The 21,815-nt window shown below is 73.1% G+C and carries 16 protein-coding genes; 6 read left to right on the top strand and 10 right to left on the bottom strand.

What is annotated here, in order from left to right; translation table 11 throughout:
* The first annotated feature begins 536 nt into the window (after positions 1-536).
* Positions 537-2,363, top strand: coding sequence for a DUF5682 family protein (locus ACQPY0_RS58520; RefSeq protein WP_432995874.1), 1,827 nt, complete (start codon positions 537-539; stop codon positions 2,361-2,363).
* Positions 2,356-3,549, top strand: a complete 1,194-nt coding sequence (locus ACQPY0_RS58515; RefSeq protein ID WP_432982490.1) for a VWA domain-containing protein — start codon at positions 2,356-2,358, stop codon at positions 3,547-3,549. Before ACQPY0_RS58520 ends, ACQPY0_RS58515 begins: the two co-directional genes overlap by 8 nt.
* Here the strand turns inward: ACQPY0_RS58515 and ACQPY0_RS58510 are convergent, their stop codons facing one another.
* From ACQPY0_RS58510 to ACQPY0_RS58465, 10 genes are all read right to left on the bottom strand, one after another.
* Positions 3,550-4,758, bottom strand: a complete 1,209-nt coding sequence (locus ACQPY0_RS58510) for an ATP-binding protein (RefSeq protein WP_432982487.1) — start codon at positions 4,756-4,758, stop codon at positions 3,550-3,552.
* A gap of 269 nt (positions 4,759-5,027) precedes the next feature.
* Positions 5,028-5,987 carry an LppU/SCO3897 family protein gene (locus tag ACQPY0_RS58505; protein ID WP_432982484.1) on the bottom strand — a complete coding sequence of 320 codons (960 nt, stop codon included), beginning with the start codon at positions 5,985-5,987 and terminating at the stop codon, positions 5,028-5,030.
* Positions 5,988-6,097: 110 nt separating this feature from the next.
* Positions 6,098-9,307 (bottom strand): UvrD-helicase domain-containing protein, encoded by a 3,210-nt coding sequence (locus tag ACQPY0_RS58500; RefSeq protein ID WP_432982481.1) that lies wholly within the window; start codon positions 9,305-9,307, stop codon positions 6,098-6,100.
* Positions 9,308-9,343: 36 nt separating this feature from the next.
* Positions 9,344-10,975: a metallophosphoesterase gene (locus tag ACQPY0_RS58495; protein WP_432982478.1), complete on the bottom strand. Its 1,632-nt coding sequence runs from the start codon at positions 10,973-10,975 to the stop codon at positions 9,344-9,346.
* A gap of 4 nt (positions 10,976-10,979) precedes the next feature.
* A complete protein-coding gene (locus tag ACQPY0_RS58490) occupies positions 10,980-11,225 on the bottom strand; it encodes a MoaD/ThiS family protein (RefSeq protein ID WP_432982475.1) in 246 nt (81 codons plus the stop codon).
* Positions 11,222-12,259, bottom strand: coding sequence for a GTP 3',8-cyclase MoaA (gene moaA, locus ACQPY0_RS58485; RefSeq protein WP_432982472.1), 1,038 nt, complete (start codon positions 12,257-12,259; stop codon positions 11,222-11,224). Before moaA ends, ACQPY0_RS58490 begins: the two co-directional genes overlap by 4 nt.
* 18 nt (positions 12,260-12,277) lie before the next feature.
* Positions 12,278-13,138 (bottom strand): fructosamine kinase family protein, encoded by an 861-nt coding sequence (locus ACQPY0_RS58480; protein WP_432982469.1) that lies wholly within the window; start codon positions 13,136-13,138, stop codon positions 12,278-12,280.
* Positions 13,138-13,575: a hypothetical protein gene (locus ACQPY0_RS58475; RefSeq protein ID WP_432982466.1), complete on the bottom strand. Its 438-nt coding sequence runs from the start codon at positions 13,573-13,575 to the stop codon at positions 13,138-13,140. Before ACQPY0_RS58475 ends, ACQPY0_RS58480 begins: the two co-directional genes overlap by 1 nt.
* Positions 13,576-13,619: 44 nt before the next feature.
* A complete protein-coding gene (locus tag ACQPY0_RS58470) occupies positions 13,620-15,269 on the bottom strand; it encodes a GTPase (RefSeq protein WP_432982463.1) in 1,650 nt (549 codons plus the stop codon).
* Positions 15,270-15,395: 126 nt separating this feature from the next.
* The gene (locus ACQPY0_RS58465; RefSeq protein ID WP_432982460.1) at positions 15,396-17,198 is read right to left on the bottom strand and encodes a dynamin family protein; all 1,803 of its coding nucleotides are present in this window, start codon (positions 17,196-17,198) and stop codon (positions 15,396-15,398) included.
* Positions 17,199-17,426: 228 nt separating this feature from the next.
* Between ACQPY0_RS58465 and dnaK the strand changes: the two genes are divergently transcribed.
* The 4 genes from dnaK to ACQPY0_RS58445 are packed head-to-tail and all read left to right on the top strand — an operon-like array spanning position 17,427 to position 21,645.
* Positions 17,427-19,289, top strand: a complete 1,863-nt coding sequence (dnaK, locus tag ACQPY0_RS58460; protein WP_432982457.1) for a molecular chaperone DnaK — start codon at positions 17,427-17,429, stop codon at positions 19,287-19,289.
* On the top strand, positions 19,286-19,942 hold the full coding sequence (gene grpE, locus ACQPY0_RS58455; protein ID WP_432982454.1) for a nucleotide exchange factor GrpE: 657 nt from the start codon (positions 19,286-19,288) through the stop codon (positions 19,940-19,942). The genes dnaK and grpE overlap by 4 nt, the downstream gene beginning before the upstream one ends.
* A 25-nt stretch (positions 19,943-19,967) precedes the next feature.
* Positions 19,968-21,197, top strand: a complete 1,230-nt coding sequence (gene dnaJ / locus ACQPY0_RS58450) for a molecular chaperone DnaJ (protein ID WP_432982451.1) — start codon at positions 19,968-19,970, stop codon at positions 21,195-21,197.
* On the top strand, positions 21,187-21,645 hold the full coding sequence (locus ACQPY0_RS58445) for a heat shock protein transcriptional repressor HspR (protein ID WP_432982448.1): 459 nt from the start codon (positions 21,187-21,189) through the stop codon (positions 21,643-21,645). Before dnaJ ends, ACQPY0_RS58445 begins: the two co-directional genes overlap by 11 nt.
* Positions 21,646-21,815 lie beyond the last annotated feature (170 nt).

Here is a 21,815-nt window from a genome sequence, read left to right as displayed (position 1 = left end):
CCCCAACGTCGTCCCCACCCTCAACGTCGTCCGCGGCTTCGACGGCGTCCGCGGCTTCGACGGTGTCCGCGGCTGCGGCGGCTTCGGCAGCCGCAGCGGGCGAGGAAGCTGCGGCGGCCGAAGCCAGCGACCTCACCTGCGCTGACGTGGCTGTTTCCGGCGCGGCCAGCTCGGTGGCCGTGCCCTCCGCCGCCGTCGCCTCTTCCTCCGGCGTCGCCGCTTCCTCGGACGTTTCCCCGTCCGCCGCCGCTTCCTCGGGTGCCGCTCTCTTGGGGGACGGTTCTTCTCGGGGCGTTTCCTCAGGTGTTGCTTCCTCAAGCGACGGCTCCTCCCGCGACGGCTCTCCAGGCGTCGTCTCCTCAGGTGCCGTCTCCTCAGGCGCTGCTCCCCCTGGCGCCGCTTCCTCGGGTGCTGCTTCCCCGAGTCCTGCTTGCTCGGGTGCTGTTCCCTCCGCCGCCGTCTCCTCCCGCGGTGCCTCCTCAGGCGATGTCTCTTCTCTCGCCCCACCCTCCTCCCCCATATCGGATTTTTCGGACATGGATGGAATCGGGCTTTTCGCACACGAACCCGATATCGACGAAGGTGAGCTGGCGGCCGCGGTGGCGCCGTTCGGGGCCATTGCCGAGGCCATGAGTGTCGTGCGGGCGCATGCGCCGGTGCTGCCCGAGGCCGAGCGGGTCGAGGAGGAGCGGCGCGAGGCGTATATGCGGATCGGGCTGCGGGCGGCGCTGAAGGAGTACGAGCGGGTGGCAGTGGTGTGCGGGGCCTGGCATGTGCCCGCGCTGACCGCGCCGCTGCCCAGTGCCTCGGCCGACGCGGCGACCGTGCGCGGGCTGTCCAAGGTCAAGGTCGCGATGACCTGGGTGCCGTGGACGCACGCGCGGCTGGCGTCCTGGCAGGGGTACGGGGCGGGGGTGCGCTCGCCGGGCTGGTATCACCACCTGTTCACCTCGGTGGACGAGCACGCGATCGAGCGGTGGCTGGTGCGGGCGGCCGGAGTGCTGCGCAAGGATGGGGTGCCGGTGTCCAGTGCGCACGTCATCGAGGCGACGCGCCTGGCCCAGGCGCTGGCGACGATGCGCGGGCGGCCGCTGGCCGGGCTGGCCGAGGTGACCGATGCGGCGCACGCGGTGCTGTGCGACGGGGACGACCTGAGGCTCGCGCTGATCAACCGGCGGCTGGTGGTGGGGGATCGGCTGGGGCGGGTGCCGGATCAGACGCCCGGTGTGCCGATCGCCAAGGACGTGGCCGGCAGCCAGCGGAGGCTGCGGCTGCCGCCGCGGGTGGAGCGGCGGGAGCTCCGGCTCGACCTGCGGCAGCCGTTCGACCTGGAGCGAAGCCGGTTGCTGCACCGGCTGCGGCTGCTCGGGGTCGAGTGGGGCAAGGTGCTGGCGGCGGCCAAGGGCAAGGGGACGTTCCGCGAGGAGTGGGAGATCGCCTGGCAGCCCGAGTTCGCGGTGGACCTGGTGGAGGCGGGGGCGTACGGGACGACGGTCCTCGAGGCGGCCACCGCACGTGTCGCCGAGCAGGCCGCGTCGGCTGCGACGCTCGCCGACGTTACCGCGCTGGTGGAGCGGTGCCTGCTCGCCGATTTGCCGGACGCGCTGCCGGGGGTGCTCGACGCGCTGGATGAGCGGATGGCGCTGGACGCCGACGTCGCGCACCTGATGGACGCGCTGCCGGCGCTGGCGCGCACGCTGCGGTACGGGGATGTCCGCGGCACCGATCTCTCGGCGCTCCGCGAGGTCACGCTCGGGATGATCACGCGCATCTGTGTCGGGCTGCCGGCGGCGGTCGGCGGGCTCGACGACAGCGCGGCGGCGGTCATGCGGGACCGGATCGACGCGGTGCAGGGGGCGCTCGCCCTGGTCGACGACGCCGAGGCGCACGAGCGCTGGCAGGCGGTGCTCGCGGGGTTGTCGACCCGCGACGACCTGCACGGGCTGCTCACCGGGCGGATGAACCGGCTGCTGCTGGACGCGGGGGCGGTCGACGCCGACGAGATCGGGGCGCGGATGGCGCTTGTGCTCACGGTCGGGGTGCCGGTGGCGCGGACGGCGGCGTGGATCGAGGGCTTCCTGGCCGGCGACGGGCTGCTGCTGGTCCATGACGAGCGGCTGCTGGGGCTGGTCGACGCCTGGCTGAGCGGGATTCCGGCGGAGGCGTTCCTGGAAGTACTGCCGCTGCTGCGGCGGACGTTCAGCGGATACCCGGCGCCGCAGCGGCGCATGATCGGCGAGCGCGCGGCGAACATCGGCACCGGCAGTGCGGGGGCGGACGCGGACGACGACGTGGACGCGGCGCGGGGGGCCCTGCTGCTGCCGGTCGCGGCCCGGCTGCTGGGGAGGGAGCTGCATGTCTGAGGAGGAGCTGGACGCCGCCGGGGATGAGCGGCTGCGGCGGTGGCGGCTCGCGCTCGGCGGGGCGCCGGGCGCCGAGGGGACCGGGTACGGGCTGAGCGGGACGGATGCGGCCGTCGACGCGGCGCTCGGGGCGCTGTACGACCAGGGGGCCGACGACGGGGTGCCGCACCAGCGCGGGGCGGGGCTGGGGGCGTCGGCGCCGCGGGTGGCGCGGTGGCTGGGGGACATCCGGCAGTACTTCCCCTCGACCGTCGTGCAGGTCATGCAGGCGGACGCGATCGAGCGGCTCAACCTCACGCGGCTGCTGCTCGAGCCCGAGATGCTCGACGCCGTCGAGCCGGACGTGCACCTCGTCGGGACGCTGCTGTCGCTCAACCGGGTCATGCCGGACAAGAGCAAGCGGGCCGCGCGGAAGGTGGTCGCCAAGGTCGTCGCCGAGCTGGAGCGGCGGATCGCGCAGCCGACGCGCACCGCGCTGAGCGGGGCGCTCAACCGGGCCGCGCGGATCAACCGCCCGCGGCATCGCGACATCGACTGGGACCGGACGATCCGGGCGAACCTGCGGCACTACCAGGCCGAGCGGCGCACGATCGTGCCGGAGCGGCTGGTCGGGTACGGGCGGCGGGCCCAGGCAGTGCAGCGGGACATCGTGCTCTGCGTGGACCAGTCCGGGTCGATGGCGGCGTCGGTGGTGTATTCGGGGGTGTTCGCGGCGGTCCTCGCCTCGATGCGGTCGCTCAAGACCTCGCTGATCGTGTTCGACACCGCGGTCGTGGACCTCACCGAGCGGCTCAGCGACCCCGTGGACGTGCTGTTCGGCACGCAGCTGGGCGGCGGGACCGACATCAACCGGGCGATCGCGTACGGGCAGCAGTTGATCAGCCGGCCCCGGGAGACGATCTTCGTGCTGATCAGCGACCTGTACGAGGGCGGCGTGCGCGAGGAGATGCTGCGCCGGGTCGCGGCGATGACGGCGGCCGGGGTGCAGGTCATCACGCTGCTGGCGCTGTCGGACGAGGGGGCGCCGGACTACGACCGGGACAACGCGGCGGCGCTGGCGGCGCTCGGGGTGCCCGCGTTCGCCTGCACGCCGGACGTGTTCCCGGAGCTGATGGCGGCCGCGATCGAGCGCCGCGACCTGCGGGGAATCATGGAGCGGGCGGAGGCGACCAGGGCGGCGAAGTGACTACTCGGCGGGCTGGGTGCGCAGGTAGCGGGCGAAGTGGGGCACGGTGAAGGCGACCGTGCCGCGTTCGCCGGAGTAGATCAGGCCCTTCTTGATCAGGGCGTCCCGGGCCGGGGAGAGGCTCGCCGGCTTGCGGTTCAGGGTTTTGGCGATCTCCGCGGTCGGCACCGCCTCGGAGACGTCGACCGCCGGTAGCAGGGTGGCCATCGTGCGCATGTACTCGCGCTCGGCCGGGGTGGCGCGCTCGTAGCGGGAGCCGAAGAAGCCCACCGCCAGCTCCGCCTCGGCCTCGGGCGCGGCCACGCGCACGTCCGCGGCGGTGATCGGCGAGCGCGGGGCGTGGTCCCAGGTGGCCTTGCCGTAGGCCTGCACGAAGTACGGGTAGCCGCCCGAGGCCTCGTAGAGCGCGTCGAGCGCCTTCGGTTCGTACTCGACCTCCTCCCGCTCGGCCGGTGCGGTCAGGGCCAGGTCGGCGGCGATGCGGTCCAGCCGGTCGATGCGCTGGTAGCGGAAGAGGCGCTCCGAGTACGACTTCGAGGCCGACAGCAGGGCGGGCACGTGAGGCAGCCCGGCGCCGACCACGATGAGCGGCGCGCCGGTCTGCGACAGCTCGTGGCACGCCGCGCACAGGGCCGAGATGTCGTCAGCCGCGAGGTCCTGCAACTCGTCGATGAACAGCGCCACGCCGGTGCCGACGTCGGTGGCCACGCTCGCGGCGTCGGTGAAGAGCTCGACCAGGTCGATCTCGATGTCGCCGGAGTCGGCCCGGCCGGTCGCGGCGGGCACGTCGATGCCGGGCTGCCAGCGGTCGCGCAGCTTGGACGGGGGCTTGCGCGGGTCCTCGCGCAGGGCGAAGGCCTTCAGCACGCCCAGAAACTCTTCGATGCGGTCGGGGGCGCGGTGGTGTGGCGCCAGCTCGCGGATCGCCATGTGCAGGGCGGCCGACACCGGGCGGCGCAGCGACTGGTCGGGGCGGGCCTCGATCTTGCCGGTGCCCCACAGGTGCGAGATCGCCTCGGAGCGCAGGGTGTTGAGCAGGACGGTCTTGCCCACACCCCGCAGGCCGGTCAGCATCAGCGAGCGCTCGGGCCGGCCGCGGGCCACGCGCTCCAGCACGACGTCGAAGGCGTGCAGCTCACGGTCGCGTCCGGCGAGCTCGGGCGGGCGCTGCCCGGCGCCGGGCGCGTAGGGATTGCGAACCGGATCCACGAATCGCACAGTATCGGGCTGTCTAGCGCGCAGGCTAGAACCGCGTAGAGAAACCTCTACGGCGTGTCGTCGTGGGGCATCTACGGCTTTCTAGCGCGCACGCAAGACAGCCTTATAAGGCGCCATCGAACGTTACCGAACACGCGTTCGATGCCAGGCTCGAACTAATGTACTACACCCCTCCGGCAGCCCGTCGCAAGGGGGTGGAAAACGCCACACGGAAACGGCGACGGCCCGGGCAGGGGCCCGGGCCGTGGAGAAACCCCAGCTCAGTTGCGCAGCTTGAGGCAGAGCACGAAGTCGTTCGAGTCCACCGGGCTGTCGAAGAAGTAGTTGTGCGAGTAGCCGGCCGTGCCCTCGCACTTGTTCTTGTCCGTGGTGCCGGGGATCCGCTTGAGCACCTCATAGGCCCCGGCGCCGCACTGGGTCTTCTGCATCACCGGCTTCTGGTCGGTGCCGACGTTCTTCAGGCACTCGCCGACCTGGACCGACGCCGCGTCGCCGGCCTGCACGCCGCTGGCCTTGGAGGCCGACGGGGCCGCGCTCGCAGGCGCGGACTGGCCGTTGCCGCCGGCCGCGGAGCTGGACGAGCCCGGCTGGGCCGAGCCGGAGGCCGAGGGCGAGTCGGCCTTCTTGTCCTTCAGGACGTAGTAGTACACGCCGACGCCACCACCGCCGCACAGCAGCAGCGCGAGGAACGCGACCAGCGCGATCGTGCCGCCGGAGCGCTTCTTCTGCTGCGGCGGCTCTGAGCGCGGCGGGCCGCCCCACTGATCGTCGTTGTAGCCGGGCCGCTCGTCGTAGGGCTGGTAGCCGCCGCCGGGCTGCTGGTAGGTGCGATCGTCGCCGTAACCACCGCCGCGCCGGTCGTCGTAGCCCTGGTCGTAGCCGCCGGGACCCCCGTAGCCCTGGTTGCCGTAGCCCTGATTGCCATAGCCCTGGTCGCCGCCGTAGCCGCCACCGCCGCCCTGGCCGTAGCCACCCCCCTGGCCGTAGCCACCGCCCTGACCGCCACCGCCGCCCTGGCCGTAGCCACCGCCTTGGCCGTAGCCGCCGCCCTGGCCGTAGCCGCGGTCACCGCCGCCGCCCTGGCCCCGCTCGGGCGGGCCCCAGGGTTGCTGGCCCTGGCCGTAGCCCGGCTCTCCGTAGGGGTCCTGCTGACCGCCCTGCTGCCACGGGTCCTGAGGTTGGCCCTGGTACGGTCCGCCCGGCGGTCCGTAACCCGACATGATTGTCCTCCTGGTCTGCGGCCGGCTTTCGTGAGCCTATCGGGGTCGATGCAGCTACGGTAGCTCCAAGCACCACCCCTGTGACCTCACGGATCCGCGCCAAACCGAGTTCAGATCAGTCGCAGCTGGCGATCCTTCGGCTTGCGCGGGGCGGCCGGGCCGCGGCGTTCCAGCAGGCCGGGGTCGATCGCGGACAGGAACGGCGTCGGCGCCATCTCGCGCTCGGATCCGAAGCGGAACCGGATGCGGCTGTGCGATACGAACAGCCGGTCCTGGGCTCGGGTCAGGCCGACGAAGAACAGGCGGCGCTCCTCGGCGACGTCGTCCTCGGACTGGCGGGCGCCCGCGTGGGCCCGCAGCGGCAGCAGCCCGTCCTCGCAGCCGACCAGGAACACGACCGGGAACTCCAGGCCCTTCGAGGCGTGCAGGGTGAGCAGGTTCACTCGGTCGGCGCGCGGGTCCCAGCCGTCGACCTCGGCGCCGGTGGCCAGCGCTGCGAGGAACTCGTCGAGGTCGGCGCCGGCCCGCAGCGCGAGTGGGGTCATGAGGTCGACCGCGTTCCACACGTCGGCCTCGTTCAGGCTCATCAGGTCGCTGTCCAGCGTGCCGCAGCGCCCGGCGACGACCTGGCCGGCCAGGCGGACCCGGGCAGCGATCGAGCCGCCGAGGCCGTCGGCGTAGCGCAGCTCGCGGGCGATGGCGGCGACGCCGGGGCGGTCCAGCAGGCGGTCGTGCGAGCGCTTCTGCACGGGTACGCCCGCCCGGGAGAGCGCGTCGACGATCGGCGCGGCCTGCGCATCGGTGCGGTAGAGCACGGCGATGTCCGAGAACGACATCGCGCCGACGGTCGCGCGGGAGTCGACGCGGTTGTCGTGGGACCGGTGCGACAGGCCGCCGACCAGCTCGTCGACGGTACGGACGACGAAGTCCGCCTCGTCGGCGACGGAGACGGCCGGGTACAACCCAACCATCGGCGCCTCGAGGTCGAGCCGGGCCGGGTCGAGGCGGCGGCCCGGGACCAGCGTCGTCGGGGCGATCGCCTGCACGGCGGCGGCCAGGATCGGCGCCGAGGAGCGGTAGTTGCGGGTCAGCCGGACCACTCGGGCGTCGACCTCGGGCGTGGAGAAGTCGCCGGTGAAGCGCAGGAAGAAGGAGACCTCGGCGCCGCGGAAGGAGTAGATGGCCTGGTCCGGGTCGCCGATCGCGCACAGGTTGCCGCCCGGCGGGCACAGCAGCCGCAGCAGCTCGTACTGCACCGGGTCGACGTCCTGGTACTCGTCCACGAAGATCCACCGCCACCGCGCCCGGTACCGATCGACCAGCGCCGGCGTCTCGCGCAGCAGCTCGACGGTGAGCGTGAGCAGCTCGTCCAGTGACACCTGGTCGCGCGCCCGCAGCGCCTTGGCCAGCGTCTCCTTCGTCGCCGGCTCCATCGCGGCGAGCGCCTTGCGGGCCTCCCGCTCGGGCAGCGGCTCGAGCGCGGCCAGCAGGTCGGCCTCCTCGGCGATGCGGAACTGCGGGGTCAGCCCGACCGCGGCCGCGTTCTCGCGCAGGATCGACAGGCCCAGCGAGTGGAACGTGGAGACCGTGACCGCCTCGGTCACCGGCCCGAGCAGCCCCTCCAGCCGCTCGCGCAGCTCCTCGGCGGCGCGGCGGGTGAACGTGATCGCCAGGCACTCCTCCGGGAAGACGCCCAGCTCGGCGCAGAGGTAGGCGACCCGGTGCGTCAGCGTGCGCGTCTTGCCGGTGCCCGGGCCGGCCACGATGAGCAGCGGCCCGCCCGGCGCGGAGGCGGCCACCCGCTGCAGCGCGTCGAGCCGGTCGAGCAGCCCGGTCCCGACCTCCTCCATCCCGGCGAGCATCGGTTCGAGGGGCTCGTGCGGGGAGGGCGGCGGGGCGATGGGTGGCGGCGGAGGCGCGGCCTCCGCGGGCGTGGGCCGCTTCCGTCGTGGCTGGGCCTTCGGGGCCACCTCGGCTCGGCGCTGCTTCGGAAGAGCCGGCATCGGTACCTCGAACAGCGCGTCCTCCTGCGCGTTCACCCGCAGCTCGGAGGGGTCGAAGAGCTTGATGACGCCGTACTCCCCGTCGAAGCCGGGTGTGCGCCGCACCTGCCCGCGCCGCAGCCGGGCGATGCCCTCACCGAGCAGCTCCCCGCCGGCGCGGGTGATGTCCTCGACCGGCACGTCGCGCAGGATCGCAAGCTCCGGGCCGAGCTCCGCGACCAGCGCGGCGAGCTTCTCGTCGACCGTCTTCGACTTCGGGCCGACCCCGTTGATCTCGCCGAGGATCTCGTGCAACTGGATCAGGTGGGTGACCCCGGGCGCGCCCGCCGGGACGTAGCCGCCGGGCCGGTCCGCCAGCTCCTCGACCCGGTGCAGGACGCCGACGGTGAGCGGCTTGCCGCACTCGGGGCAGCGGCCCTGGGCCTCGCGGGTGCGCGCCGGTGGCCAGTTGACGTCGCAGGCACGGTGCCCGTCGGCGTGGTACTTGCCCTCCTCGGGGAAGAACTCGATGGTCCCGGCCAGTCCGTCGCCCGTGCGGAGCATGTCGCGCACGCCGGTGTACGACATCTCGCCACTGAGCAGCGTCGCCTCCCGGGCCAGCGCCGGGGCCGAGTGCGCGTCGGAGTTGGAGACCAGGCGGTACTGGTCCAGCGACGACACTCGCCAGTTCATCTCCGGGTCGGAGGACAGGCCGGTCTCGACCGCGAAGATGTGCTCGGCCAGGTCGGCGTAGCAGTCGGCGATCGCGTCGAAGCCGGACTTGGAGCCGAGCGCGGAGAACCAGGGCGTCCAGATGTGCGCCGGGACCAGGAAGCCGTCCGGGCTCGCCTCCAGCGTGATCTCCAGCAGGTCGCGGGAGTCCAGGCCGAGGATCGGGCGGCCGTCCGAGCCCAGGTTGCCGATGCGCCCGAGCGCGGTGTTGAACCGTGCGACCGCGTCGAAGTCGGGCTGGTAGATCAGGTGATGGACCTTGCGGGTGCGGTCGCCGCGCTTGTAGATCGTCGAGATCTCGACCGACAGCATGAACCGCACGGCGCTGTCGGCCACGCCGAGGCGGGCCGGCAGCCGGCGCAGGATGTCGGCCTCGCGGTCGGGGTGCAGCCGGTAGAGCCCGGGCTCGGCCGGGACCAGCGCCTCGCGCAGGTGGTCGAACCAGGCCGGGTGGGTGAAGTCGCCGGTGCCGAGCAGGGCGATGCCCTTGCGCCGTGCCCACCAGGTGAGCGTCTCGATGCTGAGGTCGCGGCTGCACGCCCGGGAATACCTGGAGTGGATGTGCAGGTCCGCGACGAACGAGTCGGAGGCGACGTTCGAGGGCACGCTGCATCCTGTCACAGGCGCCCCACCCGGCGCGGGCTACGCGCCGTGAAGCTCGACGATCGAGATGTCCGGTGGTGCCCCGAATCGCACCGGCGGTCCCCAGAAGCCGGCGCCGCGGGTGACGTACACCTGCGTGCCGCCGACGTTGCCCAGCCCCGCGACGATCGGCTGCTGCAGGCCCACGAGCAGGTTGAACGGCACCATCTGCCCGCCGTGGGTGTGGCCGGAAAGCTGCAGGTCGACGCCGTGCCGCGCGGCCTCGTGCGCCTGGACCGGCTGGTGGGCGAGCAACACCACGGGCCGGGCGGCGTCGCGGCCGTCGAGCGCCTTGGCGAAGTCGGGCCCGTCGCCGACGTCCTCGCCGCTGACGTCGTTCACCCCGGCGAGGTCGAGCCCGAGCACGTCGACGCGCTCGTTGCGCAGGACGCGCACGCCGAGCGAGTTCACCTCGTCGATCCACTCCTGGTATCCGGAGAAGTACTCGTGGTTACCGGTCACGAAGAAGCTACCGTGCTTGCCGCGCAGGTCCTGCAGCGGTTCGGCGGCCGCCCCGAGCTCGGCGACGCTGCCGTCGACGAGATCCCCGACGACGGCCACGAGGTCGGCGTCCACCGAGTTGATCATCCGGACGATCCGCTCGGTGTGCGACCGACCCAGCAGCGGCCCGAGGTGGATGTCGGACACCACCGCGATGCGGAACCCGTCCATGCTGGCCGGCAGCTTGGCGAGCCGGATCGGGACGCGCTTGAGGTTGGGGGCGCTCATCGCCTGGTACACCCCGATCCCGACCGCGCTCGCCGACAGCACCCCGGCGGCGACGGCGAGCGACCGCCCGAGCAGCAACCGTCGACCCGCATCGAACGTCGGCTCCGGTGGGGCCTCGGCCGAAAAGGCGCTCTCGTCGGAAATATCCCCCGCTCCGCGAGGGATATTTCCGACATTTCCGTTATGTCCGGAACTGGCGGCATGCGCCGGTGGCGAGGTGGGCAGCGAAGCCAAAGAAGGGGTCGAGAGCGCCGAAGGCGCCGCGAGACCGGACGGCACGGACGGCGCGGACGGCGCGGACGGCGCGGACGGCGCGGACGGCGCGGACGGCGCGGACGGCGCGGACGGCGCGGACGGCGCGGACGGCGCGGACGGCGCGGACGGCGCCGATTGCGCCCCGCTGGCGGACAGTGGTGCGGCGGCGGATGGCGCGGTTTGCGCTGCGGCGTCGGACGGTGGTGCGGCGCTGGATGGCGTGGACGGCGCTGTGGCGGCGGATTGCGCCGTGGTGGTGGATTGCGTGGTTGGCGCTGTGGTGGCGGATTGCGCCGTGGCCGCGGATGGCGTCACGGGGGCGGGTGTTGGGGCGGAGCCGTTGGAGCGGCGCTGCCAGAGCCGGATCGCCAGGCGCGGGATCTCCAGGATCAGCAGCGTGACCAGCAGGTAGAACATCAACGCGAGCCACAGGAAGCCCGGCCACGCGACGATCGCCTGGCGGGAGTGTGGCAGGGTCCGCGACAACGCCAGCGTCGCCGGGATGACCAGGGCCAGCACCACGACGGCGACCGAGCCGATCACGCGGGCGCGGCGGGTGCGGGTGGTGTCCTTGACCAGGCGCTTCCAGAGGTACCAGTGGATGCCCCCGACCACGACCAGGACCACCGCCAGGAGGACGGCGATCACCGGCTCAGCCGCCCGCGAACGGGGGCAGCACGTCGACCGTCGCGGCCGGTGGCAGGGCGGCGTCCCGGTCGCGCCAGGCCGTGCCGTCCACCAGGAACGAGCAGGCGGTCAGCACGCCGGCCAGGCGCGGGCGCTCGGCTGTCACCGCGGCGACGAGTTCGGCCAGGGTCGCCGCCTCGACCTTCTCCTCGGGCCGGCCGGCGGCCGCGCGGGCCCCGGCGAAGTAGCGCACGAGCAGCAAGTGGGTCAACCTCCGATTGCGGACATGGGCCGCGCGGGTTGCAGGAACCGAGGGTCGTTGATGCCGTGGCCGGCGGGCTTGGCCCACATCGCCTTGCGCCAGAGGTCGGCCAGTTCCTCGTCGGTCGCGCCGCCGCGCAGGGCGGAGCGCAGGTCGGTCTCCTCCTGGCTGAACAGGCACGAGCGCACGGCGCCGTCGGCGGTCAGGCGGGTGCGGTCGCAGGCGCCGCAGAACGGGCTCGACACGCTGGCGATCACTCCGACCCGGGCCGGGGCGCCGCCGATGTCGGTGCGGCCCTCGACGACCCAGGTCTCGGCGGGCGCGCCGCCGCGGACAGCGGGATCGGGCAGGAGCGTGAACTCGGCGCGCAGCCGGGCGAGGATCTCGGCGGCGGTGACCATCTCCTCGCGGCGCCAGGTGTGCCCGGCATCGAGCGGCATCTGCTCGATGAAGCGCAGCTCGTAACCCCGGTCCAGGGCGAAACGCAGCAGTTCGGCGGCCTCGTCGTCGTTGACGCCGTGCAGCAGCACGGCATTCATCTTCACCGGCAGCAGGCCGGCGGCGGCCGCGGCGGCCAGCCCTTCGACCACGTCGGCGTGCCGGTCGCGGCGGGTGATCGTTTTGAACCGGGCCGGATCGGTGGTGTCGAGGGACACGTTGACCCGGTCGAGGCCGGCGTCGGCCAGCGGCGCGGCGAGCCGGCTCAGGCCGATGCCGTTGGTGGTCAGCATCATGCGCGGGCGGCCGGGCAGCGCGGCGACGGCACGGACGATCTCGGTCAGCCCGCGGCGCAGCAGCGGCTCGCCGCCGGTGAACCGGACGTCGGTGACGCCGAGGCGGTGCACGGCGACGTCGATCAGGCGCACGATCTCGGCGTCGGTGAGCAGCGCCGGGTTGGGCAGCCAGTCGAGGCCCTCGGCCGGCATACAGTACGTGCAGCGCAGGTTGCACCGGTCGGTCAGCGAGACCCGCAGGTCGGTCGCCACGCGCCCGTGCCGGTCGGCGAGGCCCGCACCGGGTGGCTCGTGCTCCGAATGGGTCATGGTGGAACCGTACCCGTTTCACAGACCGCGAAGCAGGCCCCGCACCGACTCGCGATAGGCGGAGCCGAACAGCGCCGTGTGGACCAGCATCAAATAGAGCCGGTGCAGCGGCACCCGCTCCCGCCACCCGTCCGCGAGCGGCCACGCCTCCTGGTATGCCGCCATGAGCCGGTCGTGGTGCGGCACCCCGCCCCACAGGCCGAGCAGCGCCAGGTCGGTCTCGCGGTGCCCGCCGTGCGCGGCCGGGTCGACGAGCCAGCCCCGCCCGCCGCGGTCCCACAGCACGTTGCCGGGCCACAGGTCGCCGTGGATGCGCGACGGTGGCTCGTCCCCGCCATATCGCGAAATATCGGACATCACCCGCTCGACGGCCGTGATGTCCGCGTTGGTGAGCGCGTCCGCCGACGCATCCAGGAAGGGCCGCAGCCGGAACTGCGCGAACCAGGGGCCCCAGGCCGACGTCGAGGAATCGTTGGGGAGAGGAAGCGTCCCGATGTATCCCCGCCACGGCGCCCCGAACGCGTCAGCCCCGGCCCGGTGCAGCCCGGCGAGCCCGCGCCCGAGCTCCTCGGCGCCCAGCGGCGTCGCCTCGCCGTGGTCGATCCACTCCAGGGCCAGCAGGTCCGGCAGTTCGGCGATGATCTCCGGCACCGGCGCGGCCCCCGCCTCCCGCAGCCAGCGCAGCCCGGCGGCCTCGGCGGCGAAGAAGCCCGGCGGCGGGTCGGCGAGGGACTTGGCGAAGAGCGAGCCGCCATCGTCGAGGGTGAGCCGCTGGGCCGTGCAGATCGAGCCCCCCGGCACCGGCGTCTCGCGGATGCGCTGGTGCTTGATGAAGACGGGCAGCTGAGCCGGGTGTTCCCGCAAGTATGAAAGGTCCATCAGTCGGACTCCTCCAGCAGGTGGGTCGCGGCCAGGGCGGGCGGCAGGAACGCCCCGCCGATCAGGCTCAACAGGCTCAGCACCCGGTCGGTCGCGCCCATGTGCCCGGCGTGCAGGGCGTGGTAGCCGAAGTGCAGGGTGCCGAAGATCGCGGTGGCGATCCCGGCGAGCCAGCTCACGGCGGGACGGTCGGCGATCGCGGCGCCGAAGAACAGCGCGGCGAGGGTCAGCATCGTGGCGCCGAGGTCGACGGTGAGGTGCTGGTTGTAGGGCGGGTACGACGCCGTCCAGTGCAGCCCGAAGCCCGGGAACGTGTCGAAGAAGTGGCGCGGGGCCGCGACCGCCCAGCCGCCCCACGCCACGTTGAGCAGGCCGAGGCCGGCGAAGCCCAGCCTCCGGACGGCGCGGACGGACTCAGGCGGGAGCGAGGGCTTCACATGCGTCATCGTACGAGCGCGGCCCGTCCCGCACCGATGCGTCCTCAGGCGGCGGCGGCCAGGGCCTCGCGCGCTTCGTCGTACGAGCGCAGCACCTCCTGCACCGGCGCGACGATGTGCGCCTGGGCGACCTCGGCGATCGACTCGCGCAGCCGGCGCTCCGCCCGGGCCCGGGCGCGGCGGGCGGCGAGGCCGGCGAAGGGGCGTACGACCACGGAGAGCAGCAGACCGAACAGCAGGCCGCCGCCGAGCAGCATCGTGGCCAGCGGTATCCCGGCACCGACCGTCGGCCCCTCGACGCTGGGCAGGCCCAGCAGGGCGAACCCGGCCCGCACGCCGAGCCAGACCAGCCCGGCCAGCGCCGTCAGGGCGCCGATCCACTGCAGCGCGCCGACGACCCGCCACCAGGCGGGCCGGCGGGCCACGCCGAGGTCGGCCGAGGCGATGGCGACGTCCAGCGCGTCGGGCACGTCGGCGACCCGCGAGCGCGCCGCCTCGGCGACCGCGGCCGGCCACGGCTCCGGCAGCTCCTCCGACGCGGCTGCGGCGACCTCGCGGGAGGCGAGCGAAACCGCCGCCTGTTGCGCCGCGCTGGACTCCGGCAGCGAGCTCGCGGCCGGGCGCTCGACCGGGCCGGGCTCCAGGTGCAGGCGCTTGAGCGGGTCGGGGCGCAGGCGGCGGGCCCAGCGCAGCAGCGGCCAGCCGAGGCTGCCCGTGGCCCGGCGCCGGTAGGTGCGCTCGGTCGCCGCGGCGACGATCGGGGCGCCGGCCGCGTCGGAGAGGGCGGCGGCGAGGCGGTCGACCGCGGCCTTCGGCACGGTTGGCTTCGCCCCCGACGCCACCAGCGGCTGCAGCTCGGCGACCGCCTCGGTGACGTCGCCGTTGAGGCGCAGGAGCGCGGCCAGCCGCGCGGCGACCGTGCGCTCCAGCCCGTCGCGCAGCGTGCCCAGGCCGGGCTGGCCCTTCGCCGAGGTCGGGAAGACGGGCACGCCACCCAGGCCGTCGGCCTCCAGCAGCCGGCGCAGGTCGGCGACGATCCGCTCGGAGTCGGTGCGGGTGAGGCGGTCGGCCTGGTTGAGCACGACGACGGTGACGTCGCGGTGGCGCTGGAACTGGGTGAGGTACTGCTGGTGCACGACGCGGTCGGCGTACTTCTGCGGGTCCATCACCCAGATCACCAGGTCGACGAGGCGCAGCAGCCGGTCGACCTCGATGCGGTGCCGGGCCTCGACCGAGTCGAAGTCGGGCAGGTCGAGCAGGACCAGCCCGCGCAGCGCGGCCTGGTCGTCGCCGTCCAGCGCGCTCTCCCGGGTGAACCGGCGGTTCGGCGGCACGCCGAGCCAGTCCAGCAGCGGCGTGGCCCCGGCCTGGCCCCACACGCAGGCGTGCGCGACGCCGGTGGTCGGCCGGCGTACCCCGACCCGCGAGAGCTGGAATCCGGCGACCGCGTTGAACAGGCTGGACTTGCCGCTGCCGGTGGCCCCGGCGAGCGCGACCACGGTGTGCGCGCGGGACAGCGCGAGCCGCTCCCCGGCCCGGTCGATCACCGTGCGGGCGGTCACGAGCCGGTCCTCGGGCACGTGCCCCTCGGCCGCCGCGACGAACCGCTGCAGCGCCTCGACCTTGGTCGCGAGGCGGTCGGCGTCGACGGGCTGCCGCGGGATCTTCTGCTTCACCCGCTCGACCAGGCTCATGCTGTGTCTACCTCCGGCCGGGCGTCGTGGATGGTCGCGCCGGGAAGGCACGGAATCGGGCTCATGTCCGATCCACCTCCGGGCGTGCGTTGTGGATGGTTGCGCTGGGGGCGCATGGGACCGGGCTCATGTCCGATCCACCTCCGGCCGGGCGTTGTGGATGGCCACGCTCAGGGCGCGCAGGCGCGGCGAGAGCTCCTCGTCGACGCCGGCGCCGGCCAGCGCGCGGCGGAAGCGCTCGGCCTCGGCGTCGAAGAGCGCCGTGACCCGCTCGGCGAGCGCGTTGCGGGCCCGCTCGGCCAGGGACCGGACGGCCTGGTCGCCGAAGACCGCCTCGAGGACCTTCTGGGCCGCGATCGTGGTGCCCCCGGCGACCGCGATCTCCGCGCCGGTCGGGATGAACGCCGTGGCGGTGAAGACGCTGACCATGACCAGCAGGCCGGTCGCGTTGACCGCGTAGGCGCTGGCCTTGGCGACCACCCGCTTGTCGCCGGCCTCGGTGCGCACCAGCTCCAGCACCGAGCGCTGCCAGTCGCGGATGATCCGGTCGATGCGCTCGTCGAGGTCGTCGGAGGGGTGTACGAGGTTGGGCGCGGCGTCCAGCAGCGCGGCCCCGGCCGGGTGCGCCCGCCAGGCGGTGCCGGCGCGCTCGGCGGCATCGGTGGCGGCCCCCTTGAGCAGCACCGCGAGCCCTGTGCCGAGCGCCTCCTGGAATTGTTCCCCCGGTGCCGGACGCCCGGTGAGCGCGGCGACGGCCCGGTCGCGCAGCTTGCCGACCCGCGCCTGGAGCGCCCGCATGATGTCGCCGGTGCCGACGAGCTCCTGCCAGCGCGCGAGCACCTCGCCGCGCAGCAGCGCCCCGTCGTGGATGCCCCTGTCGAGCGACTCCGTCGCCGCGCGATACGCGACGAGCACCGCCTCGTCGAGCGTCATCGCCGCCGCGACCTGGTCCTCGGCCGCGGCGGCCAGGATGACGACGTCGACGGTGAACGCGTCGATCGCCCCGCCGACCGTCTGGCGTACGACGGCGGCCCGCAGTTCGGCGTCGCGGGCGAGGCGGGCGAGCCAGTCGTGCAGGCCCGCGATCTGCGCCTCGCCGAGCAGGCCCTGGCTGTCGAGGCGGGTCTCGGGGAGCACGAACAGCGGCACGCCGCCCAGCTTCTGCTCGGTCAGCATCTGCTGCAGGTGCGGGCCGATCTCCGCGGCCGCGTCGCTTCCGGGCACCCGGTCGAGCACCAGCGCGACGGCGGTGCCCCGGTCGCGGGCGGTGCGCAGCATGCCCCAGGGCACGGCGTCGGCGTAGCGGGCGGCGGTGGTGACGAACAGCCACAGGTCGGCCGCGGCGAGCAGCTGTCCGGCGAGCTGCCGGTTGGCGTCCACCACGGAGTCGATGTCGGGCGCGTCGAGCAGGGCGAGGCCGGGGGTCAGGGCGGGCGCCGAGACGACCTGCAGCGAGCGCGGGTCGCTGTTCGGTCCGGCGGTGCGGGCCAGCGAGGGCAGCACGTTGGCGCGGGAGAACCACGACATGTCGGCCGGGTGGCAGACCAGGACGGGCGCGCGGGTCGTCGGCCGCAGCACCCCGGCGGGGCTGATCGGGGTCCGGACCAGGCTGTTGATCAGCGTGGACTTGCCGGCGCCGGTGGAGCCGCCGACCACGACGAGCAGGGGCGCGTCGAGCCGTTCCAGCCGGGGCAGCAGGTAGTCGTCGAGCTGGGCGACCATGCCCGCGGCCACGGTCCCGGCGCGCTCGGCGCTGGGCAGTGGCAGGGCGAAGCGGGTCGCCTTGACGGTGTCACGCAGGTCGGCGAGGGCGCCGGCGAGCGAATCCTCCGGTCGGCGGGGGCTCGGTGGCTGACCGGACGACTTGGCCTCCGACGAATGGATCGGCCCCGTCGACCGGGCGGACACCGACTCGCCCTGTGTGGTCACGGGTAAATCGTCCCCGATGTGGCTCGTCAGCGCTATGCGACGCACGTGAGCATCGATGCCACCGAGCGCAATCACACACCGGGAATCACCCGGGGCATTTCACGGTTGCGTCTGGCAGGCTCAAGGTTCCACTTGACGATCGAGAGTCACGTGGCACTATTGAGTGACAGTCACTCAACTTCGCAGCCGGCGGTCAAACGCCTGCTGCCGCATGGAGGTCAAGCAGCTATGGCACGTGCGGTCGGCATCGACCTCGGAACCACCAACTCGGTGGTCAGTGTCCTGGAGGGCGGCGAGCCCAGCGTCATCGCCAACGCCGAAGGTGCGCGCACGACGCCGTCGATCGTCGCGTTCGCCCGCAACGGCGAGGTCCTCGTCGGTGAGGTCGCCAAGCGGCAGGCCGTCACCAACCCGGACCGGACCATCCGCTCCGTCAAGCGTGAGATGGGCACCAACTGGGCCATCGACATCGACAGCAAGAAGTACACCCCGCAGGAGATCTCCGCGCGGGTCCTCATGAAGCTCAAGCGCGACGCCGAGGCCTACCTGGGCGAGCAGATCACCGACGCGGTCATCACCGTGCCGGCATACTTCAACGACGCGCAGCGCACCGCCACCAAGGAGGCCGGCGAGATCGCCGGGTTCAACGTCCTGCGCATCGTCAACGAGCCCACCGCGGCGGCCCTGGCCTACGGCCTGGACAAGGGCTCGAAGGAGCAGACCGTCCTGGTCTTCGACCTCGGCGGCGGCACCTTCGACGTCTCCGTCCTGGAGCTCGCCGAGGGCGTCGTGGAGGTCAAGTCGACCTCCGGCGACAACCACCTCGGTGGTGACGACTGGGACGAGCGGATCATCGACCACCTGGTCAAGACCTTCCGCGGTCAGCACGGCATCGACCTGTCCGCCGACAAGATGGCGATGCAGCGTCTGCGTGAGGCCGCCGAGAAGGCCAAGATCGAGCTGTCCGCGGCGACCACCACGTCGATCAACCTGCCCTACATCACCGCCGGCCCCGACGGCCCGCTGCACCTGGACACCCAGCTGTCGCGCGCGGAGTTCCAGCGGATGACGCAGGACCTGCTCGACCGCACCAAGGTGCCGTTCGAGTCCGCGATCAAGGACGCCGGGATCAATGTCTCCAGCCTCGACCACGTCATCCTGGTCGGCGGCTCGACCCGCATGCCGGCCGTGACCGACCTGGTCAAGCAGCTCACCGGCAAGGAGCCCAACAAGGGCGTCAACCCGGACGAGGTCGTCGCCGTCGGCGCCGCCCTGCAGGCCGGCGTGCTCAAGGGCGAGGTCAAGGACGTCCTGCTGCTCGATGTCACCCCGCTGTCGCTGGGCATCGAGACCAAGGGCGGCATCATGCACAAGCTGGTCGAGCGCAACACGACCATCCCGACCAAGCGCTCCGAGGTCTACACCACCGCGGACGACAACCAGCCCTCGGTGCTCATCCAGGTCTTCCAGGGCGAGCGCCCGATGGCCGCGGACAACAAGCGCCTCGGCACCTTCGAGCTGACCGGCATCCCGCCGGCGCCGCGCGGCGTGCCGCAGATCGAGGTCACCTTCGACATCGACGCCAACGGCATCGTGCACGTGTCCGCCAAGGACCTGGGCACGGGCAAGGAGCAGTCGATGACGATCACCGGCGGCTCGGCGCTGCCGAAGGACGACATCGAGCGCATGATGCGCAACGCGCAGGAGCACGCGGACGAGGACAAGCGCCGCCGCGAGGACGCCGAGACCCGCAACCTCGCCGAGGCCCTGCAGTGGCAGACCGAGAAGTTCCTGGCCGAGAGCGGTGACAAGATCCCCGCCGACGCCCGCGACCAGATGAACGAGGCGCTGGGCGACCTGCGCAGCGCGCTCGGCGGCAACGACACCGAGCGGATCAAGGCCGCGCACGAGAAGCTCGCGCAGGTCTCGCAGCAGGCCGGCAGCGCGCTGTACGAGCAGCAGCGCCAGCAGGCCGCGGGTGACGCGAGCGGCGCCGCCGGGGCCGCGGGCGGCACGACCGGTGCCGGCTCCGCGTCCGGCCCGGACGACGTCGTGGACGCCGAGATCATCGACGAGGACAACAAGAAGTGACGGATGCCAAGGAGCCGGCCGCGCCGGAGGCGCCGGAGGCCGAGAGGGCCGGCACGGTCGAGGAGACCGTGACGGCCCCGGCCCCGGAGGAGCCGGAAGAGGAGAAGCCGGTCGAGGGCGAGATCGTCGACGAGGAGTTCACGGTCCACGCCCCCGACGAGGGTCCGAACCAGGCGGCCGCGCAGGGCACCACCGACGACGCGCACCAGCACGGGCTGGGCGCGGAGCTGGCGGCCCTGCGCACCGATCTCGACGAGCGCACGCGGGACCTGCAGCGGGTCACCGCGGAGTACGCCAACTACCGCAAGCGGGTCGACCGCGACCGGGCAATGGTGGTCGAGCAGGCCAGCGCCAACGTCCTGGGCGCGCTGCTGCCCGTCCTCGACGATCTCGACCGGGCGCGCGATCACGGCGACCTGGTCGGGCCGTTCGGGGCGGTGGCGGAGCAGCTGACCACCGCGCTGACCAAGTTCGGGCTGACCGTCTTCGGAGCCAAGGGCGACCCGTTCGATCCCACCCGCCACGAGGCGGTGGCCCACCTGACCTCGGCCGAGGTGACCGAGCCGACCTGCATCGACGTGATGCGGCGCGGCTACCTCCTCGGCGAGCGGCTGCTGCGACCGGCCCTGGTCGCGGTCGCCGACCCGGAGTAGACGAACGCCTGGAGGAGGTGGCGCAATGAGTTCGAAGGACTGGTTGGAGAAGGATTTCTACGCGGTTCTGGGCGTCACCAAATCCGCTCCCACCGACGAGATCAAGAAGGCGTACCGCAAGCTCGCGCGTGAGCTGCACCCCGACCGCAACCCGAACAACGCGGCGGCCGAGGAGCAGTTCAAGGCGGTGTCGGAGGCATACGACGTGCTCTCCGACCCGGCGCGGCGCAAGGAGTACGACGAGATGCGGTCGCTGTTCGGCGCCGGTCAGTTCCGTCGCAACGCCCGGGCCGGCGGCCCGGCGGGCGCGGGCGGGCCGGGGTTCGACTTCAGCGACCTGTTCGGCAACGCGGGCGCGGGTGCGGGCGGGGGCGCCGGCGGCGCGACCGTCGGTGGCGACCGGCGCTTCGGCGGGGCCGGCTTCTCGGACCTGTTCAGCTCGATCTTCTCGGGAGGCGGAGCGGCGCCCACGACGGGCCGTCGCAGCCGCGGGCGCGACGTCGAGACCGAGGTCGTGCTCAACTTCGCCGACGCGGTGCAGGGGGCGACGCTGCCCATCACCCTGCGCACACCCGGCACCTGCGAAACCTGCCACGGCAACGGCGCGGCCCCCGGCACGTCCCCCCGGACCTGCCCCAAGTGCCGCGGCCTCGGCGTGGTCAGCAGCAACCAGGGCTCGTTCAGCTTCACCGAGCCCTGCCGCGAGTGCCAGGGCGTCGGCACCATCGTCGAGGAGAAGTGCCCGGAGTGCCACGGCACCGGCGGGGTCACCAAGACCCGCACGATCAACGTGCGGATCCCCGCCGGCGTCTCCGACGGCCAGCGCATCCGCCTGGCCGGCCGGGGCGAGCCCGGCGCCCGGGGCGGGTCGCCCGGCGACCTGTTCGTGCTCATCAAGGTCCGACCCGATCCGGTCTTCGGCCGCAGCGGTGACGACCTGACGCTGACGGTGCCGGTGACGTTCGCGGAGGCCGCCCTCGGGGCCGACCTGCGCGTGCCGACGCTCGACGCGACCGTGACGCTCAGGGTGCCCCCGGGCACGCCGAGCGGCCGGACGCTGCGGGTGCGCGGCAAGGGCGTCGCCCGGCGCGACGGAAACGTCGGTGACCTGCTGGTCACCATCGACGTCCACGTGCCGGCCGAGCTGTCCGAGGCGGCCCGGAAGGCCCTGTCCGACTATGCGGCCGCGGCGCCGCCGCCCCCGAGGGAGCGGCTCGACGCGATCGCACGGGAGCACAGCAGCTATGAACGGTGACGAGAATCTCGAGCGCGAGGTGTACGTCAGCTTCAATGCCGTCCTCGAGGCGTCCGATGCCAAGGTGCTGATCATCTCCATCGCCGCCCGGCTGGCCGGGATGCACCCGCAGACCCTGCGGCAGTACGACCGCATGGGTCTGGTGCAGCCCGGCCGCACGGCCGGCGGCGGCCGCCGCTACAGCGAGCGCGACGTCGTGCTGCTGCGGGAGGTCCAGCGCCTCAGCCAGGAGGAGGGCGTCAACCTCGCCGGCATCAAGCGGATCATCGAGCTTGAGGGCCTGGTCGGCGACCTGCGGCAGCGGGTGGCCGACCTGCAGGCCGAACTGGCCCGCACCCGCGCGAGGCTGGCCCAGATCGAGGCGGCGGGCTTCCCGCGCCGCGACCTGGTCCCGTCGAACCAGCACCAGACGGCGCTGGTGGTGTGGCGCCCGGCAAAGAACGTTTGACCCGGCCCCGGCCGGGGCACCACACCATCAGGGAATGGTGCGGTCGTTCCGGAGGCTGACCGGAGCGTCTGTGCAAGGGGTGTGGTCATCCGAGGGGCGTCTCATCTGTCGAGGCGCCCTTCGGAGTTCTGTCCGTGCCTGCGTGGCCGTCAGGCCGCCCCTCGCCGTCA

The organism is Dactylosporangium sp. CA-233914, from assembly GCF_050942935.1.
In the GTDB taxonomy this organism is placed as follows: domain Bacteria; phylum Actinomycetota; class Actinomycetes; order Mycobacteriales; family Micromonosporaceae; genus Dactylosporangium.
The sequence above is the reverse complement of the archived record's forward strand: the minus strand, read 5'-3'. Positions and strand labels throughout refer to the sequence as shown.

What these genes read in the sequence shown, in the direction of transcription:
- ACQPY0_RS58520 (WP_432995874.1), top strand. Translation starts at nt 537, where the DNA reads ATGGATGGAATCGGGCTTTTCGCACACGAACCCGATATCGACGAAGGT.
- ACQPY0_RS58515 (WP_432982490.1), top strand. Translation starts at nt 2,356, where the DNA reads ATGTCTGAGGAGGAGCTGGACGCCGCCGGGGATGAGCGGCTGCGGCGG.
- ACQPY0_RS58505 (WP_432982484.1), bottom strand. Translation starts at nt 5,987, where the DNA reads ATGTCGGGTTACGGACCGCCGGGCGGACCGTACCAGGGCCAACCTCAG.
- moaA (WP_432982472.1), bottom strand. Translation starts at nt 12,259, where the DNA reads ATGACCCATTCGGAGCACGAGCCACCCGGTGCGGGCCTCGCCGACCGG.
- ACQPY0_RS58480 (WP_432982469.1), bottom strand. Translation starts at nt 13,138, where the DNA reads ATGGACCTTTCATACTTGCGGGAACACCCGGCTCAGCTGCCCGTCTTC.
- ACQPY0_RS58470 (WP_432982463.1), bottom strand. Translation starts at nt 15,269, where the DNA reads ATGAGCCTGGTCGAGCGGGTGAAGCAGAAGATCCCGCGGCAGCCCGTC.
- dnaK (WP_432982457.1), top strand. Translation starts at nt 17,427, where the DNA reads ATGGCACGTGCGGTCGGCATCGACCTCGGAACCACCAACTCGGTGGTC.
- dnaJ (WP_432982451.1), top strand. Translation starts at nt 19,968, where the DNA reads ATGAGTTCGAAGGACTGGTTGGAGAAGGATTTCTACGCGGTTCTGGGC.
- ACQPY0_RS58445 (WP_432982448.1), top strand. Translation starts at nt 21,187, where the DNA reads ATGAACGGTGACGAGAATCTCGAGCGCGAGGTGTACGTCAGCTTCAAT.